We start from the raw sequence: 19,552 nt of genomic DNA on the forward strand, positions 1-19,552 counted from the left end.
GGAACAGCTCTTTTTTATTTGCATTTCTTCCTTTAAATAACAATAATCACATGACTTCCTCAGACTTTTGTAAAGCTTTTGTAAATCCTTTCATAATTGCCTTTACATACCTTTAACAATTAGACATAATAGTCGTGTTTGTGACAGATTATTAACCTTAGGGGTGAAAAACTTGGATATAAATTTACAGGAAATAATCTTCTCTTTTATTGGAGGATTAGGTATCTTCCTTTTCGGTATCAAGTCGATGGGAGATGGACTCCAAAGATCGGCTGGAGATAAATTACGCGATATTTTGGATAAATTCACGACTAACCCGCTTATGGGGGTACTTGCCGGTATTCTCGTTACGGTCCTGATCCAAAGCAGTTCAGGTACAACCGTAATAACGGTCAGCTTGGTTAGTGCTGGTTTTATGACGCTGCGTCAGGCGATTGGCGTTATCATGGGTGCCAATATCGGTACAACTATTACTGCATTCATCATCGGTTTGGATGTTGGTGCGTATTCACTGCCAATCCTAGCCGCCGGAGCACTAATGCTATTCTTCTTTAAAAACAAAAAAATCAATAACATTGGTCAAATCTTCTTCGGTTTTGGTGCATTGTTCTATGGACTTGAACTGATGAGCGGAGCTATGAAGCCGCTTCGCAGCCTGGAATCTTTCCATGACCTAACTGTGCAGCTAAGCGACAACCCAATTTTGGCAGTCGTGGCTGGTACGCTATTCACGGTCGTTGTTCAAAGCTCTAGCGCAACAATCGGTATTCTGCAAGGTCTTTATACGGAAGGGCTTGTTGATTTGCAGGCAGCCTTGCCAATTCTGTTCGGAGATAATCTCGGAACGACGATTACGGCTGTGCTTGCTTCTATCGGTGCATCTATTGCAGCAAGAAGAGCAGCCGCAACACATGTATTATTTAACTTGATTGGTAGTGTGATCTTCTTGATCCTGCTTATCCCGTATACTGCACTTGTAAACTGGATGCAGTCAGCATGGGATCTGAACCCAAGTATGACCATTGCATTTGCACATGGAACGTTTAATATCACGAACACGTTGATTCAGATTCCATTTGTTGCTGTTCTCGCTTGGATTGTTACGAAATTGATTCCAGGTGAGGATAAGGTGGTTGCCTACAATACAAAAGGACTGGACCCAGTCATGATCCAGCAATCACCTTCTGTGGCATTAGGCAATGCAAAGCAAGAAGTGGTACGTATGGGAGAAGTGGCTGTCCAAGGTTTGGAAGAAACAAATCAATTCTTGCAGACGAAACAAGTGAAACATGCTAATAGTGCTTACCAAATAGAAGAAGCCATTAACAACTTCGACCGCAAGATCATGGACTATCTTGTCCGAATTTCGGCTGAGTCGCTTTCTGCTCAGGAATCGGAAGAGCATGGTGCATTGATCGATGCAGTAAGCGATATCGAACGAATTGGTGACCATTTCGAGAACATCATTGAGCTCGTTGAGTATCAGCAATCGAACAAAGTCAAAATCTCCAGCTCTGCAATGGAAGATCTGACTGAAATGTTCCTTCTCACTACCGACACAGTGAAGGATGCTATGCTTTCCTTGCAAAATAATGATAAAAATCAAGCTAAAATAGTTGTCGAACAAGAAAAGAAAATCGACATGCTCGAACGCAAGCTGCGTAAACAGCATATACAGCGTCTGACAGAAGGCTCCTGCAGCGGCCAATCTGGTATTGTCTTCATCGACATCATCAGCAACCTCGAACGCATCGGGGACCATGCAGTGAATATCGCAGAAGCTGTGCTTGGGGAATCGAAGCACATGCATACAGTGAACTAAAAATAAGAGCTCCTGTCCGTATCGGACAGGAGCTCTTATCTTATGTAAGGAACAGCTGCTATTTCATAATCTCTATAAGTTTATTCCTCACATTCAAATAATACGTTTCATCATAATGCACATAAAACTTCCCCCATGGATGCGTATCGATCAAATGATAGTTATCCTTCTCAAAATCCAACGCATAAGCCCGATGATACGTAATAGCGTAATCATCCATCATACTCCAGATATAGTTGATATGATCAATATTAAATGGATCTTGCCTCATATTTGATAAAAGCGTCTCTTCCCCACCAACAACTAAGTTATCGATGAATTTTGCTCTATTTACAATTATTTTTGTGCTAGAGCTCAGTATATCTATTTCACGGATGAATGCATCGAAAGCCTTTTTCCATAGAGTCAAAAACTCTATTGTATTCTCTTTGAACGAAAATGATTTTATAGGAGACAGCTGTTCAAAAGCATTCAACTTTCTGTATTGCCATAGCTTATTCGTAATATAAGTTCCGTCCTTCAGCATACAAGCTCCGTAATAAGCATCTGTATAGAAGTCCAACAACAGCCAATTCGGTTGTGTTTCAATCAGCTTATTCAGATAAGATTTATTCATATCCTGTTTGAAGACCTCTTGATAAAAAGGGCTGACATCTCCTTCTACATGATCTGTATCGATAATGATCGAAGGAGACATCAAAGAAATCAAGCTGACGTGCTGCTGATCAGAAACAAGCTGGAAATGCTCTTTATGATCAGGAACAAATCTGCTGTTGAATACATCCCTAGAAACGCAGCTCCCATACACTGAGATGTTATGCATCAGGTTTTACTACGCCTCTTTGCATGTTAGAAATCATGCTTCTTTTCTTTTGTAAACTTGCAATAAGATCATTGACTTGCTTCGCCGCATTTCCAGTTTCGAACTGGGCATAACGCTCGAAGAACAGCTGTTCTTTCTCAGCAAATAACGCTCTCTGTTGGTCGATTTGCTGAATGTAATCCACAATATCACTCGTCTTTTCAAACATCGGACCTGGTGCTTCTTTTTCAAAATCAAGATACATGCCGCGCAAATCATTTTTATAGTATTGATAATCATACGTAAAGAAAATCATCGGCTTTCTTGTAATAGCATAATCAAACATGGTAGAAGAATAATCCGTTATCATAATATCTGATATCAAATAAAGCTCATTCACATTCGGATATGTAGCCATATTCATGACAAAGCCATCATGGTCATCGAACTTGATATTATTAGAAACAAAATAATGCATTCGAATCAACAAGACATAGTCGTCTCCAAGCTGTTCTTTCATCTTCTCGATTTCCAGGTGCAGCGTATCATCTGTCTTGGCACGGTAAGTAGGGGCATACAGAATCACTTTCTTTTCAGCTGGTATTCCGATTTTCGTTTTGATAGCTGTTACCTGTTCGTCATCTGCACCGAATAAAATATCATTCCTCGGCGTTCCGATCTCCAGTACAGGTTTATCTTGGTATTCGAACACTCTTCTTGCTGTTTGCGTCATGAATGGACTTGGGGAAATAAGATAATCCCATCTGCTGTGCCGTGTTCGAAAGTCTTGCAGTTTCTTTTGTGTATCTACTTCGTTTTTCACATCTAACCCCATCGTCTTCAAGAAAGTACCGTGCAGTGTCTGTATCTCAACGGCCTGTTTTCTTTTCTTGTATTGCAATGGCCAGTTTACATTATTAATGAAGAATTTACTTACAGCCAAGTAGTAATAATACTTGAGAGATAACCGATTCACGACGACGGCATTTGGATGATCTGCTTTGTACAATGGATCATTCGTACTGAAAATGAATGTATAATTGCTGTCCTGATCACGCATATACTCATATATAGCCAATGGATTACATGCAGGAGTTCTCCCCCAGAATGACTCCAGCATAATATAGTTTTTCCGCATCGGAAGGGTGCGCATAATTGGGTAAATATATCTCTCTAGAAGCATTTTTCTCCGCGGTCCATCTTCAAAGTAAGTCTTCTTCTTTTTGCGTGTCAGTCTCAAATGACTGGAAGCATTGCTTACCAGCTTCAGCTCTGAGCGGTGCCACTTCGTTTTATCAATTTTGGCTTCGTCACTTATAACAGGATTTTCAACTACCTCATCATCCCTGACATGCCCAAGAAGGATCTGCAAGCTGCTGTTACCAGTGAGCTTTTCATTAAGATGATCCAAGGAGACTTCAAACGCCAAAGTTTTGTATCCAGCATCCGTCAAAGAGGTGCTCGCAGCTGGAATGTGAAGGTCATTGATATTATCTCTTATAGACAGATATTCCTGCGCTTCTGTTTGCCCTTGTTGATGACGCATCTCAATCATTAGCTGCAATTTACCTTTCACAAATTCAGCTTTGCGCAAAAACGGACTGTGTTCATCTGAGAATCGTATCGAGAGATTATTGTTCGTATCTTTTTGGAACTGAACTTCTTTACTCTCTCCAATGATAGGAATATATCTTGCGGCTGTGTCGCTCATAGGTATAGGAAATACTTCGATTTCGTCCAAATAGATACCTTGCACATCAAACTTATGTCTGATTAAGTCAGCTCGGTTCATATCGACAGCAAATACATATTTGCCTTCTTCCTCTTTTTGAGGTTTGATTATATACTCCAGTTTACCAGCTTCTGTTGAGGTTAGATTCAGGGCAAAATCTCGCTCTGTAAATTTTTCAACATACAGCAGCAGCGTATCTCGTTTCATTTCAAAATCCGCTATTCTTGCCTCAATTGCTTCACTTTTTATTTTCAATTGCCAAGCCGCATTATATTTGAACTTATAAATAGCGTTATCTTGCACATATGGTAACGGGCGTGGTTTATTTCCTTTTACCGGATTAGCTAAAAATGCTGAATACGTCTTTCCATTAAAAGAAAACTCCAGCCGAATCTTCGCATCTTCCGAAATGATACTTTTACTCAATTTGTCTTGAAGATCGATGATAACCCTGCCATCAGATTGATCATAATTATCAAACCGTTTAAACAGATAAGAGCTTTTCCCTTCTCCATAAGCCAAGGTATTCCGCTTGTTTTTGGCTAACCTTATCTTGATTTCTGTTTGCTGTTTTCCTCCGATATCTTCCAGAAAAGCTCTTACAACCACTTTCTTCGAATTCGCCCTTCTTAGGAATGCGACAAAATCAATCACGAGCTTTGTGTCCGTTACAGATGCTTCTTTTATCTTCGTAAAAGGGGAAACGTCATGCTCTACACTGCTTAATTGCAATGGTAACCCTGCGCCAAGGCTTTTCCGGAGCTTAAACCTTTTCTCTTTGCTCCAGCGTGTAACAGGAATTTCTGTAAACTTCATACCTGAATTCAGAAAACCTAAAAGTCCTTCCATATCTCTGTTTCGTATGTAGTGGTACTTGATCCGATCCTTTGCAATCAGTTTGGATAAGACATCCGTTTTTAATGTATCCAGATAGCTGCTGATCACAGTAATAATTGTAAGCTGATCTTGTTTGTCGTATTTTTCTAACGTGTCAATGTACAGCATAAGATCCAGCGTCAGGATTTTTTTCTCTTTTGCTTCCAAGAATGCAGCAGGGATGTGCTGGCCTTTAGCGAGCATATCCTCGATTATCTTATCAAAAGCATGAACCATTTCCATTCGATCATTGAAATTCTTCAGTTCGTCCCTGGATTGTGTAATGGATCTATCCAACCCATCCCGCAGGCGCCAGTGATAGACGATATTCTCAATAATCGTTGTTTTATTGGACATCAAGTGGGCTGCCATATTAAATGGAATATCCTCATACAGTACATCTTCTGGAAACGTGAGCTGATTTTCCAGCAAGAATGTCCGGCGGAACAGCTTGTTCCAGGAAGTCGTATCATAAAGGAGATTATGATACGTCAGAATATGGGTATCTTCCTGCGTATCTTCGAAAATCTTCTTATGCAATCCGCTGTTAAATACACCCCTTGCGTTAGAAAATCGCTGTACATTGCCAACAACAATGTCAGAAAGACAGTGTCGAGCATAGTGGAGCATCTTTGCATAGGCACCCTCTGGAATGTAATCATCTCCATCGGCAAAAATGATATATTCACCTTGGGCTAATTTCATCCCTTCGTTCCTAGCAAAGCCCGGCCCCTTATTACTTGTATGAATCACCCTTATGTAATCGTATTCATTTTGATATAATAAAACTGTATCTAAAGTCCCGTCTGTAGAACCATCATCCACAATAATTATTTCCTTTGAAAGCATCCATCCACGCTGCGCAATAATGGAATCCAGAACATGTCTAATATAACTATTAACGTTATAAACAGGCATAATAACCGATATAGTAGGCTGATTGTTTATTTCCATAATTGTTGCTCCTTCCTAAAGAGGTGTCTACAATAACCACTTTACAACAAATTAACAATAAACTACATATTTTTTAAGAAATTGTAAAATATTTATTAGTTTGTGACTTAAGCCCCTAAATAAAAACCAGTTCTACTAAAGGAAAACACCTCAAATCTAGCAAGATTTTGAGGTGTTTCAACTTAATTAAGACCATGAACCGGATTTTTTCTTATAATGATCAACATAAAAAAGCCTTCACCCTAATAAATTGGGTAAAAGCTTTTTAATTGAAATCTTCTTATGAAATCATATCATGCACTTTATCTCGTTCATCCTGTGTTATCTCATAATAATACACGCCATCAATCGTTGTACCAGCACCTTGCATCTGGTAATTCTCTGAGTTTTGACGTACATTCCTGTAATTCTTGAATAAGTCTGTCATCGTAGAGAAGTCCATATTCGTCTCGACATTGTTGCCTAATGCTCCGAGGATATCATCAATCTTACTTACAGAGTTGATACTAGCACCTTTGTCGATTACAGCTTGGATTACCTGACGCTGACGTGCATTACGTCCAAAGTCACCATCCGGATCCAAGTGACGCATACGAACATAGCCCATAGCCTTTGGTCCATCCAGCTGGATTTCTCCTTGTGCGTAATGATAGCCCTTTTCGTAGTACCCTTCATCGATCCAATCAAGCTGATTATTAACAGTAATCCCGCCAACTGCATCGACAAAGTCAGAAAGACCTTCCATGTTCATTTCAGCGAAATAATCGATATCAGTATCAAGGAAGTTCTCTACCGTATCAATTGCCATATCAACCCCGCCAAAAGCGTATGCGTGGTTAATCTTATCTGTCGTTCCATGACCTACGATTTCTGTACGTGAGTCACGAGGGATACTTATTAGTTTCATAGAATCATTAGATGGATCAAGAGACAAAACCATTAATGCATCGGAACGTCCAGCATCGTCTTCGCGCTGATCCACACCAAGAAGCAAAACATTCAATTTCTCTTGATCTTTCACTTTTGTTATTGATTGTTTCTTATCAATTGAGTCTGAGTCTTTTTGCATCGTGTTGACTGTTGTCTTCGCTTTATTTGCAGCATAGATGCCTGTTGCTGCTACTGCAATTATTAATATCGCTATAATACTTAAGGTCACTTTCAGCCAGGTTCTTTTCTTCTTGCGTTTATCTTTCCTACCCAAAACCATTTCCCCCTTATTCTGTTACCACTGGAAATTAAATTATATCATGAAAAACCTCTTCTTTTTTCAATATTTTACTAAAAAAGAAGAGGTCTATTTAAGTATTACTGATTCAAGAAAGTTTGAGCTTCCTGTGCATTCTGTTCCAAACCGCCAACATTGAACTCCAACACTGCTCCGACGTCGTAACGGTTATCATGATATGTGTCATCCATTGGAATACGCATCGTCTGCATATCTTCCGTCTTTCCTCTCAAGACATCTGTACCCATAGACAACAGCAAACCGTTGCGGACATTTGTACTTACGTATCCATTAGCAATCCCAATCATCTTCGGCAGCTTACCAACAGTCGTCACACTGGCAACTTCTTCTTTCAGTTTACCGAGGACTTCCTGCTGACGCTGCACCCGGCCATAGTCTCCATTTGCATCATGACGAAAACGGCTATAAGCTAATAGCTCCTCACCATGAAGTCTCTGTGTACCTTCTGTTAGCTGTACACCTAATGCTTTTTGGTCAGTTGTCATTTCTGGTGTTACTGTTACCTCAATGCCATCTGGCGCAACTGCATCAACGAGCTTTTCAAAGCCTTTGAAGTCAATTTCAGCATAATAATTAATGTCAATTCCAAAGTTTTCTGTAACTGTCTTCCGAACAAGCTCTGGTCCGCCAATTGAATAAGCAGCGTTTATCTTGTTATATCCATAACCCGGAATATTCACATACGTATCACGCATGATAGATATCAGTTTCGGCTGCTTTGTATCTGAACTGTAATTGGCAATCATGATCGTGTCTGCCCGGGCACTATCTCCTCCACGAGAATCACTTCCGAGTACGAGTACATTCACATTATCTACATTCTCATCTGAGCCATTAAATTCCACTTCATCACTAAGGTTATTATCTGCATTCGCAGCACGCGAAGCAGAAATATATTCATAAGCAGCATAACCTCCGATTGCTAAGAAAGCGATCAGGAATACCATCATAAACACTCTGAATTTACGCACTTTTTTCTTCTTGCGCGTCTGACGCTGTAAAGTCACGATAATCCGCCTTTCTAAAAATACCTACTAAAGATAATAGCATGAAAAGTATTAGTGGAATATAGTTTTTATAAGTTTTGCAAAAAATATCCACTTTAAAAAAACAGAATAAAATTACTTTTGTCTATTTTTGTAACTTTTGTCATATATAATAGGGTTTTATAGTAATATATACTTATGTTTCTTGTAACATATAACAATTAAAAGGAGCGATTGGAGTGGAGGAATTATTGCCTTTAGAACCAGTTGTCCGGCAACATGTTTTCGTTGGCCGGAACAAGGAACTTGCTATATACCACAACTGGTTAGCGGAATATCAGGCTGTCTCCACATTGTTCGTCGTATCGGGCATGGGTGGAATCGGAAAAAGTGCCCTCTTAGCAAAAATGAACCATGATACAAAAACTAAAGGAATACATACAATTTTCCTAGACGGAAGTGTTTGTCCACAGACGCCTTCCGGTTTTATGGAATATATTCATATGCTGATACACCCTTATCAGCATGGTGCATCCATTGATGTACTTATTCATAATCCGCTTCAAAAGAAAATTATTTTATACTTGGATCATTTTGATGAATTAACAGCTCTACACAGTTGGTTTATCAACGCATTTCTTCCTCATATGGCGGCTAAAGGAATTGGTATTGTCCTTGCAACGAGAAAATCAGTAGCTTCTCCGCATATCAGGACCGTTTCTTTACCACTTACTCATTTTACATATGAGGAGACTTTAAACTATATTAACGCTGTTTCTAGTTTACCACCGAAACAGGCTCATCAATTAGCTTCCAAATCTGATGGATTTCCTTTAGGACTTGCACTAGCTGTCGATATGGTAACAAAGAGCAGGAAAGCTGACTTACGTCTCGTGAGTCAAACAATCAGTGCTAAGTTTCTGAGAGAAGTGACAGCTGTTTCTCTGCATCCATTATTAGAGGTGTTGATCGTGATGGAATATGCCAATCAGGAGATGCTGGCAGCGGTATTACAACGCCCAATATGTCTCGATGAATATCGTGCTTTGCAGAAGCTATCCTTTATAGATTTGCATCCGTATGGGTTGAAGCTGCATGAAATCGCTAAAACTCACCTAAAACAAGACTTTCAGATGCGAGAACCAAGCCGCCTGGCAAGCCTTCATCGTAAATGTATGCAGGTACTTTATCAGCAATTAACTGATACTTCTTTTACCGATAGAGCCATAATAACGTCTGCGCTACTCAAAATGAACAGAGATACATGGCCAAAAAATAACGCATATTTAAGCTTCACCTCTACTATTACCCAAGTAGAGACGGACCATATCGTCGAAAGTGACATACCGATTTTACATGACTTAATAGAAGAGTGGTGTTCATATAGTGTAGATCCTGAACATAACCAGAATTATCATAAGTTCCTGGATGCACTAATTCAACTGGACCCTGATAGCATTCTTTTATTACGTAATCAGCAACATCTACCAACAGGGATGTTCATCACGGTGCATTTTTCAACAAAGACTGCACCACTTTTATTGCATCATTTCCGTGCTGATCTGGATGCCTGCTTCACACCAGAAGGGTGCAGACAAGCAGCTTTGCAAGCAGATACGTTTGTTCCGATTCTTATTACAGCAACCGAGCACCACCTCTCTTATACAAGACAGGAATTAACAGGCATGCTTATAATGGAACAGCTTGCAAAGCTAGCACCTGGCAAACGCGCCATTCTCGTTGCAACAAACGAATCTTTCAGGCAATTCCTGCGAACCATTGGCTTCCAAAGTCGTCCGGCAGGAGATATACGTTGTGATACATCCTGGGCAAAGGCAGAAGTATTGGAATTAGACCTTCGAAAAGGGGCATTTGAAGACTGGATTTTCGATTTGGTACCAATTAACCAAAAGCAGGCTCTTACTTTAACAATAGAGAAAACACGGAAACTGCTGCACTCCATTAAATCAACAACTGACTTAGAAAAATACGCAGACTACTTTACTGATTGTGCAAATGGACATTCTGTCCAAAAGAAGATTATGTCGTTAATGGAACAATCAGATCAGCTTACTCCCGACCAGCGAGAGGTTCTCTGGATTAGTTTTATCCGCTTTCCGGATAACGCAATACGAGCAGCCGAAATGTGCAATATGAGCAGAGCTACATTCTATCGGCATCAGAAAAAAGCCATACAGCAGCTTACCAATATATTATGCTCATAAAAAAGGCACACAGGAATACCTGTGTGCCCCTTGCTTAAAATATCCGTTTTAATCCTCTTCTGTTGAGTTTCTCTGGCTCATCTCGAACGACTATTGCTCCTTCTACCATCTTCCAATTGTTCTGCATTAGCGTATAAGCCATTTGATTTCCGAACTGTTTGGACACTTCCTTTCCATCATCCTAATTTAATATAAATCTACTCCTGTACCATTAGACCGAACATAATACTTATCTGGTATAAATTAACAAATCACATATTGGGTTAGAATTAAATTGGATAGTAATAAAATTACACCTATTCATACTTTAAAGGATTTCATTTGAGTCATTATTATAACTCCATGGCTTCACTTTATCATTCAGTTTGCTATGTAAGTCTCTAATTCGATCGATCGCTGTATCAAGCTTGAGTTCTTCATATTTCAACTATAGTTTCATTTTATATTTACACTACACATATCTTCAATTTTTCCCCATTCTTGTGTAATAGTATGATTGTCGTTTTCTGTGAGGTGCTTCCCAGTTTGAACTTCTATAATCTCTAAATCTGTGATTGCTTTCACTGAGTGTTTTTGAGAGAGAGAAATCTTAATAACATCTCCAGCTCTAATATGCTCTAGCTTACCGTCAATGGCAAAAATTCCTTCTCCTTTTACTATAGTCCATATCTTACTGCTATTGTAGTGCACTAGATAATCCACATTATATTCTCTTTCAATACCAATCCTTTTAACCAATGTTTCATTACCTTCAACATGCTTAGTGTATTCTAAAACTCTATACCACCCCCATCTTTTTTCTTCGTACATAGGTCTTGTAGGAAATTCATTTATATAATTCTTTACTTTTGGACTTAATTCTTTACTAGAAACTAGTATCCCTTCATAGCTAGATGATATTATGGCATTATCTATTCCAATAACTACCACTGGAATGTCTAACTCATTTATTATATGCGTATTCAAAGTATCCTGACCTAAAATCCCTTTACCATTGACATTAACTGACATCTCTTCTGAAAGGGTGTTCCAAGTTCCTAAGTCTTTCCATTCGCCATTATACTGTGTAACGACTATATTACGCATGGATTCTACCACTTCATAATCAAAACTATTTTTAGGTATAGAACTATAATTTTCTAGTAGATAGTCATAATCATTATTTATATTTATACAATCTAGATAATCGAGTATATAGCTAACTCTAAAAGCAAAAACGCCACAATTCCACAAGGCATTTTTTTTCATTAGCTGTTCAGCATACTCTTTACTAGGTTTCTCTACAAATTTATTAACTTCAAATCCATTTTTCACTTCTTTACCTGGGAGAATATAACCGTATTTCTCAGATGGAAATGTTGGTTTCACACCAATTAGTGCTAAATCACTATTATTAGAATCTATTAAGTTTTCCAATCCTTTAATTTGTGTAAAAAAGTCTTGCTCAACAAAAGGGTCAACAGGTAACACTGTAATAACTTCGTCTTCTTTTAAACTTTTGTATTTATACAAATATGTCACAGCAAGGGAAATTGCTGCAAAAGTATCTCTACGATCTGGTTCTATAACTATTGGGACATCTTCCCCCAATTGATTTTTTAGTATTTCTGATTGCGTATAGTTTGTTGCGATTATTGCATCTTCAGACAGCCCAATTTCATTTAATTGCCTCCATACTCTTTGAACCATAGATTCTCGTGTATCCGTTTCAGGATTATCCAAAACTTTTAGAAATTGTTTTGAGCGAGAGTCATTAGATAACGGCCATAATCTTTGACCAGATCCACCTGATAGAAGTATAATTTTCATTAAAATCACCCTTAGCCGATTATTTGGTCTATTTTCTCTATAATACCTTTTGAATGATCATTGAATTTCCGAGCATACAAGTATTGTTTCTGTCCATATTCAGAGACATAATCTATTTCTCTCTTTATTATTGGAAAATGTATATTATCTATTAAGGATGGATAAGGAGGTTTCCCTAAATTCCAATCTGTAAAAGTTAAACCTGGTTCAACAGTATTAGCAAAAGGAGAATTCATTATAATAGTCTGAAAAAACATTTCATCTGGTATAAATGTATTTTTATAGAATCTTACAAACTGTTTATTTTTGTCTAAAAATTCCAAGAGATAGTCTGTAAAGACTGTATTAAAACACCACCATTGACTGCCTGCAAAGTAATCATAACCTTGATACAATAATGGAAATTTTCTCTTTATTTTTGAGTTAACTATAACTTTATTAATAATTCTTTTAAAGAGTCCGCTAAGGGTTCTGTTTCTAAATCCTCCTTCAATATGATAATAAAAGACTCTATCTAGAGATTTGTTATTATTGGGCATTTTTGTAACATTGATAAAATTTTTCATCTTATTATTTTCAAAGAACACCGAAATATCTTCATTTGATTTGATTGGATAATCAACACCGCTCATTAAAATATAAAAATCATGTTGACCTTTACTCCTCGCTAACCTTAACAATTCTATTTCCACATTTACAATGCTAAATCCACCCCATTTAACATCATATCTTTCTTCCATTATATATAAATTACCTTCTAAATTACCTAAACCACTAAGAGTGATTGAACTTTTTTTATCTATATGTAAGAAGAAACTAGAATTTTCACTATCAAGCTTTCTTATTAATCTTTTCAAATGCAATTCATTATTATGAGCTAAAATTATGTAAGCTAATTTCATTGTGATTCCTACTCTCTTTCTCTTTAGATACTTGACCGAATAGTAAACTAAACATCACAAAGTAATATAAAACATTATTTACGAAATAGTATTGATTAGGATTAAAGTTACTACAAATCAAATTTGCTATAAAGAAAGCCAAAGAAAAAATTCTAATTAATTTATCATTTTGTTTTCTCCATATCTTTATAAGCAACCAAAAATTAAATATCACGTACAAAACAAATATAATTAGACCATTTTCGGCTAATGTATTTATGTATTGAGAGTGAATGTTAATATCACTAATAAAAAAATTATTTTTTAGGTACGCTTGGTATTGACCCGTGCCAATGCCTGTAAACCAATTGTTAGGCATTGCATAATCAAAAACTCTTTCATATTGTATAAAACGAGAAGATTGTGTATCTCCCCTTTGAGTAACCAATTTATTTATTAAGTAATCAGCAGATACAAGTAATACTAAGCCTATAATAGGTACAGAAAAACAATAAATTATAATTCTTCTTAGAACATCTTTTCTCTTTTTACTCCAATAGAATGCTAAAAACACTATAAATTCAATAAGTATACCTAGATAGCCAATTCTTGTTAATGTTAAAGCTGAAAAAAGTAGGTTGAAAATCAGGGCGATAAGACTCGTTTTATCCTTATATTTTAAAAAGTTAAAGAGAGTTATACATACTAACAATGCACTAAAGTTACCGGCAGCATTATTGGTTCCCGCTATTCCAGTAACTCTCAAGGAATCTATAGCACCTTCAGTATACAAAATACTGTCATTAAATCCACCGATTAATAACTTTTTCTTGGTGACTAATTGAGCTAAACTTAATAAGCTATTAAAGATGGATATAAAATTAAATAGATACAGAAATTTTCCGATTTTTAGATTTTGTGTGGATTTAAAAATTAAGTATAAAGTAAATAGTGTTATATATGTAAATAGAATAGAATAATAAGAAGGGAGATCTACTGCCCTATATAATAAATCTAATATAAGAACAAAAAACATAGAGAGAAAGAAGACTATACCGTAGTCCAGTTTTAAGCTATTACCGTTTACCATAAAAATCACTAGAACTATTAAAGAAATAGTAATAACATTTACCCCAACACCAATTTTTTCTCCATTTACTATGGTAGTATGACCTATTCCGAGATAAAAGTTAAAAAATATGATGGGTAATACAGAACATATGAGCTTGTTTTGTTGATCTGTCTTACTTATCAATTTTATAGTAAAGAAGTAGCAGAATAAAAAAAAGATTAATAAAATAATATCCATATATACTCCTCATCAGCCATTAATATTTTCTGATTAATTTTTTTGCAGAAAGAATTAAGTATACTTTTAATTTTTGCTTTAAAGAAATCTCAAATAATGTATTAGATACTTTTTTAAATAAACTACTAATTTCTATGAATCTTAATTTACTATTGGCTATAGAATCTAACAACTCCTCTTTACATACACGTTCAAATACATTAGTTGACGTAATTTTCTTTTTTTTGTTCTGGTTAATTAAATTTTCCAATACGCTTAAAAGTCGGTTATAAGAACCATAGTCCTCATGTGTATCTGGATTAAAAATGCTTGTAAAAATCTCTTGTTCCTCTTTACTGAGTATAAATTTATATCGATTAAAAGAGTCTACATGTATCTCCTGAAGTAATTTCCTTCTCTTTTCGAATCTTTCAGTTAAAGATTTCTTTGTTATATTTACGTGTCCTGTTCTATAAAAAGTTAACGTCTTGTGTATTATTCCTATTTCATTCTTATAGGCAAGCCTAGACCAAAATTCATAATCTTGTAGTACAAAATACTTCGGATTATACTCGTATTCGTCTTTTAAGTCCCTTACTCTAATCATTCCGGTTGAATTACCAATTCGGTTCTTAAACAATAAGGATATTCTTAATTCCTCATTACTATTATAAGGAATCTTTCTTCGTCTATTAAATTTACGACCAAATTCTTTATAATCTGTAACTACAGCCTTACAATCAGGAAATTTCTCTAAGTAATACACTTGGTCTCTCAACCGATCCTTATGCGCTAAGTCATCTGCGTCCAATATGGCTAAGTATTTACCTTTCGCTTCCCGTAAACCAACATTTCTAGTATAGGGAAGTCCCATATTTTTTTCGTTATCCATTAGTCGAATTCTATTGTCTTTTATTGAATTAACTATCTCCCTAGATCTATCTTTCGATCCATCATTTACAATCACTATCTCCAAATTTATATAAGACTGTGCAAGAATACTTGCTATTGTTTCTTCAATGTATTCTTCTGCGTTGTACAATGGTATAAAAACGCTAACTAAAGGTGTTTTCATCTAATTCACCTCACTCCTTACTTATGATATCTAAACAATAATCCTTTTGAACCCTTTTGATTAATGATTTTTGCCGGAACACCTGCTACAGTGACATTACTATCTACATCTTTATTGACAACCGCATTTGCACCTATTGCTACGTTATCTTTAATATTAATTGCTCCATATATTTTAGCACCTGGTCCGATATACACATTGTCTCCAATAGTTGGGACATCGACTAAGCTAGTATCTTTTCCAGTGCCTATATTAACATTAGCATGTATACGGCAATTCGCACCTACCTTTGAACCGCTATTAACAATAATAGTACCTCGATGTGCTATGGATAGCCCTGGTCCAAAAACATTAGTCGGAATTTCAAAACCAAGTTTTTGCGAAAGCTTGTGAAATTTATATTTTAAATATAGCGTCTTCACTCTATTATGAATACCTTTTTTACAATTAATATTGTATTCTAATTTTCTCAATAATATCTGGAATTTCCAAATATCATCCACTATTGGCCGTGGAAACTTTCTTGTAAAACCCAAAGCTTGTTTATCTGCAGCGAGATAATTTTTTAAGTCATCTTTATTTTGAATCACAATAATCATCCTTCTGTTACTGAGGCATATAATTTTTCTATCTTTAAAAAATATTCCTTGTTATCAAACATTTCCTCAGCCATCTGTCTGGATTTCTTTGAATAATTCAATAAGTTTTTTGGCTCAAGAACATTTAAGATTGCTTTTTCTAATTCCTTTACACTGCCAGGTTGAACTAATTCACCATTCTCTTTATTCTTAACAGCTTCATCTATACTTCCTACATTTGTAGAAACTATTGGCAAGTAAAAGCTCATTGCTTCTAATATAGATAATGGTAAGCCTTCATTATAAGAAGGAAGCACAAATAGATCTGCTCTTCTAAGTAAATCATTCTTTTCCTTCTCATTAACCCAACCTACAAATTTAAACTTTTTCTCTAAGCCTGCAGATTTAACAACTTTAACTGACTCTTCAAATAATTCACCATCACCAGCAATAACAAATTCCACATTACCGTTTTTAGTTATAAATTTTGCTGCTTCTATTAAATCTAATATTCCTTTTCTCTCTATTAAAACAGCGAGAAATAGTATAATATGTTTCTTATTATTGTATGACTTTTCAAAGGGAATAGGTAAGTCTACTGCATTTCTAAGGATAATCGTTCTAGAACTAGACTCAATCTTTTTTATTATATTTTCCCAATTAGTTCCCAAAGCAATAACTGCATCCGAATTGGATAGCAATTCTTTAATCTTGATCTTATTTTTATTGTTTGAACCATTAAAATAAGATTCAAATTCTGCTCCGTGAGTATGAGTTATCACTTTTTTATTAAATAATCTAGCCAATTTGAAAATAATATATTTCCTTTGGAAACTTCCTCGCTCCGAGAGATGCATATGAACAATATCAACTTGTTTAAAGATAAGAGAATATATAACTTTTAATAATTGTAAACCAAAGTAAATCAATTTAAATGCACTGTTTCTAAAGTCTTTATGAGTGGCAATGTAACTTAAATTATAGCGATTTGATTTATATTTTAAGAATGAATTTACAACAGTTGTCATACCGCCTTTTACATCTGTACTTGAACCTACCATTAGTACGTTCTTCTTAATCATAATTTATCTCCTGTCCTTTTTGCTAAATAGTTCGTATGCTACTATATTTATAAATTTCATGTCATTAACAAAATATCTTTTAAACATTCTTTTTGGTTCCTTTATGAATCTATAAAACCATTCTAACCCGAATCTTTGCATCCACACCGGTGCTCTTTTTACTGTACCTGCTATAAAGTCGATTGAAGCTCCTACCTGTAGTGAGATTGGTATATTCAAGTCTTGTATACTAGCTATGAAGTATTCTCCCTTTGGAGAACCAAGAGATACCAATAAAATATCAGGTGATGAAATTTTAATGATTTCCTTATAGCTTTCTATTAATTCAAGATTTTTTTCAAATCCGAATTCTGGACTTAGTACATCAATATGAATTTCTTGTCCATAAATCTCCTTACATTTTTTCGCCGCCAATTCAGCAACTCCCTCTTTAGAACCGAATATAAAAACTTTATATTCTTTTTGATATGCTAATTCCATTATTCTAGGTGTTAAATCTGAACCAGATACTTTCTCTTTAAAAGGCTTTTTGAAAAATTTTGATAGGAACAGTATGGGCATTCCATCAACAAATTTTAGGTTAGCTTCTTTATATATTTTTCTAAACTCTTCGTCTTTTCTAATATTCACTAAATGATCTACATTTGGAGTTACAACGAATCCAGTACTATTTGTCTTCTTATTTTTCTGGATTTCTTTATCAATTTTAATTATTGCTTCATTCATCGTTACATTATCAAATGTGATACCAAAAATTGTTATCTTATCATTCATCAAACATCCCCCTATTTTTCAATGTTTTTTTTGACTAAAAAAGGAATTGTATTTTTAATAGTTTTATATTGAACAGCTCCAATAAACAGAGTAAGTAAGATGTTCCAATAAAGAACTTCATTGTTTTTAGTTAAGTTTATAAAGCACACTACAAATACTAAACAGAAAACCACCAGGTGTTTTATTACATTGAATTTAAGCCCAGTCCTTCTAGAGAAATAGGTTCTGCCCCAGAAGAAAACAAAATAAGAAACTGCTGTAGCAATTGCTGTACCTATAGCTCCATAAATAGGTGTCAACAGTATATTAAGTACAATATTAGGAATAATGGATAATAAAGATATCCATATATTCATATAACTTTTTCTGGAAAATACAATTCCTAAACATGTTGTTTCACTAACTGTATACATAATTGGTTGCAAGCATAGAAAAGCTACAATAAATTTAGCATCAATATATTCACTAGATAATAGCGTTACAATAAAATCTTTGAATGTCACTATAAACATAAACAGCATTGACATTACAAATAATATCCCGTCACTTACTATCTTAAAATATTTAATATCTTTTCCAGATTGATGCCACCTATAAGCAGTAGGAACCCAAAAACTTGTAAAGCTGTTTTGAACTATATTTAATGTAGCCACAATCCTAAGAGTAGCCGTATATATTCCAAGTTGATAGAAATCGCTGTATGTTCTCAGAAATATTCTATCTAAGGAGTTCAAAAGGCTTGTAATAGAAGCTGCTACAAGAATAGGCAACCCGAATTTCAACATATTTTTTTTCAGGCTAAAGTCTGGTTTATAATGTCTGAAATTAAGCAAATCTCTATATTTAATAATAAGGAACATATCTCCTATTATTTGCCCCAATGTTGCTGAATATATAACAGTAAGAAAATCACGTCTAACAAAATAGACTATTACTAGGGTCCCGATTAAAGTTACAAATTTGACTAGAATATTCAAGATTGAATATTCTAATGCTTTCTCTTCCATTCTTACTGACAATAGAATAAATCTTTCAGTAACCATAAATATTATCATAATACCAAATAATAGAACCGGTATTGTATAAATTTCCGATTTAAATAATAATAAAGACACGTTTTTGTGAAAAATAGCTATCAAGAGAAACAAAAATAATGACAATAGTAAAGGTATAATTAACGCATTTTGCAATAGAACCTTTTTGTTATCCGATTCGTTATACTCTCTTGTATAAGATTGATCCAACCCTAAGTAAATTATGGTAGCGAAAAGCATCTGAAATAAGACAAAAAGGCTAGCTTTACCGTATTCTTCTGGACTTATAAAGTATGTTGTTAGAGGTATTGTTATAAAGCTAATTCCCGCACCAATTATTGGACCAGCGGAAAAAGCAATTAATCTTTTAACAAAGTTGTTCAAT

Annotated in this window: 14 protein-coding genes; 2 read left to right on the plus strand and 12 right to left on the minus strand. The window is 35.4% G+C overall.

Annotated features, from left to right (window positions below; all coding sequences use genetic code 11):
- Positions 1-172 precede the first annotated feature (172 nt).
- A complete protein-coding gene (locus tag CHH48_RS10355; protein WP_095219427.1) occupies positions 173-1,822 on the plus strand; it encodes a Na/Pi cotransporter family protein in 1,650 nt (549 codons plus the stop codon).
- 58 nt (positions 1,823-1,880) lie between these two features.
- Here the strand turns inward: CHH48_RS10355 and CHH48_RS10360 are convergent, their stop codons facing one another.
- The 4 genes from CHH48_RS10360 to CHH48_RS10375 all read right to left on the minus strand — a co-directional run bounded on the left by CHH48_RS10360 (position 1,881) and on the right by CHH48_RS10375 (position 8,442).
- Positions 1,881-2,645 carry a DUF6270 domain-containing protein gene (locus CHH48_RS10360; protein WP_095219426.1) on the minus strand — a complete coding sequence of 255 codons (765 nt, stop codon included), beginning with the start codon at positions 2,643-2,645 and terminating at the stop codon, positions 1,881-1,883.
- Positions 2,638-6,186, minus strand: coding sequence for a bifunctional glycosyltransferase/CDP-glycerol:glycerophosphate glycerophosphotransferase (locus tag CHH48_RS10365; protein WP_095219425.1), 3,549 nt, complete (start codon positions 6,184-6,186; stop codon positions 2,638-2,640). Before CHH48_RS10365 ends, CHH48_RS10360 begins: the two co-directional genes overlap by 8 nt.
- A 280-nt stretch (positions 6,187-6,466) precedes the next feature.
- Complete coding sequence (locus CHH48_RS10370; RefSeq protein ID WP_095219424.1) at positions 6,467-7,396, minus strand: LCP family glycopolymer transferase; 930 nt, start codon at positions 7,394-7,396, stop codon at positions 6,467-6,469.
- A 98-nt stretch (positions 7,397-7,494) separates the two neighbouring features.
- Positions 7,495-8,442, minus strand: a complete 948-nt coding sequence (locus tag CHH48_RS10375; protein ID WP_245840444.1) for an LCP family protein — start codon at positions 8,440-8,442, stop codon at positions 7,495-7,497.
- Between the two features lie 218 nt (positions 8,443-8,660).
- Between CHH48_RS10375 and CHH48_RS10380 the strand changes: the two genes are divergently transcribed.
- Entirely contained in the window at positions 8,661-10,646 is a 1,986-nt protein-coding gene (locus CHH48_RS10380; protein ID WP_095219423.1) for a hypothetical protein, read from the plus strand.
- 435 nt (positions 10,647-11,081) lie between these two features.
- Here CHH48_RS10380 and CHH48_RS10385 read toward each other — a convergent pair whose 3' ends face one another.
- From CHH48_RS10385 to CHH48_RS10420, 8 genes are read right to left on the minus strand one after another with little or no spacing between them, the layout of a single operon-like run.
- Complete coding sequence (locus CHH48_RS10385; RefSeq protein WP_095219422.1) at positions 11,082-12,455, minus strand: sugar phosphate nucleotidyltransferase; 1,374 nt, start codon at positions 12,453-12,455, stop codon at positions 11,082-11,084.
- 11 nt (positions 12,456-12,466) lie between these two features.
- Positions 12,467-13,357 carry a beta-1,6-N-acetylglucosaminyltransferase gene (locus tag CHH48_RS10390; RefSeq protein ID WP_095267110.1) on the minus strand — a complete coding sequence of 297 codons (891 nt, stop codon included), beginning with the start codon at positions 13,355-13,357 and terminating at the stop codon, positions 12,467-12,469.
- A complete protein-coding gene (locus CHH48_RS10395) occupies positions 13,326-14,645 on the minus strand; it encodes an O-antigen ligase family protein (RefSeq protein ID WP_095219414.1) in 1,320 nt (439 codons plus the stop codon). Before CHH48_RS10395 ends, CHH48_RS10390 begins: the two co-directional genes overlap by 32 nt.
- Positions 14,646-14,664: 19 nt before the next feature.
- Positions 14,665-15,699, minus strand: coding sequence for a glycosyltransferase family 2 protein (locus CHH48_RS10400; protein WP_095219413.1), 1,035 nt, complete (start codon positions 15,697-15,699; stop codon positions 14,665-14,667).
- A 17-nt stretch (positions 15,700-15,716) separates the two neighbouring features.
- A complete protein-coding gene (locus CHH48_RS10405) occupies positions 15,717-16,298 on the minus strand; it encodes a serine O-acetyltransferase (RefSeq protein ID WP_217903024.1) in 582 nt (193 codons plus the stop codon).
- Positions 16,295-17,359: a glycosyltransferase family 4 protein gene (locus CHH48_RS10410; RefSeq protein ID WP_095219412.1), complete on the minus strand. Its 1,065-nt coding sequence runs from the start codon at positions 17,357-17,359 to the stop codon at positions 16,295-16,297. The genes CHH48_RS10405 and CHH48_RS10410 overlap by 4 nt, the downstream gene beginning before the upstream one ends.
- Before the next feature lie 3 nt (positions 17,360-17,362).
- Entirely contained in the window at positions 17,363-18,133 is a 771-nt protein-coding gene (locus CHH48_RS10415; RefSeq protein ID WP_245840373.1) for a WecB/TagA/CpsF family glycosyltransferase, read from the minus strand.
- An 11-nt stretch (positions 18,134-18,144) separates the two neighbouring features.
- Positions 18,145-19,551: a lipopolysaccharide biosynthesis protein gene (locus CHH48_RS10420; protein ID WP_095219411.1), complete on the minus strand. Its 1,407-nt coding sequence runs from the start codon at positions 19,549-19,551 to the stop codon at positions 18,145-18,147.
- Position 19,552 lies beyond the last annotated feature (1 nt).

The sequence above is a fragment of the Terribacillus saccharophilus genome, from assembly GCF_002272075.1.
GTDB lineage: Bacteria > Bacillota > Bacilli > Bacillales > Amphibacillaceae > Terribacillus > Terribacillus saccharophilus_A.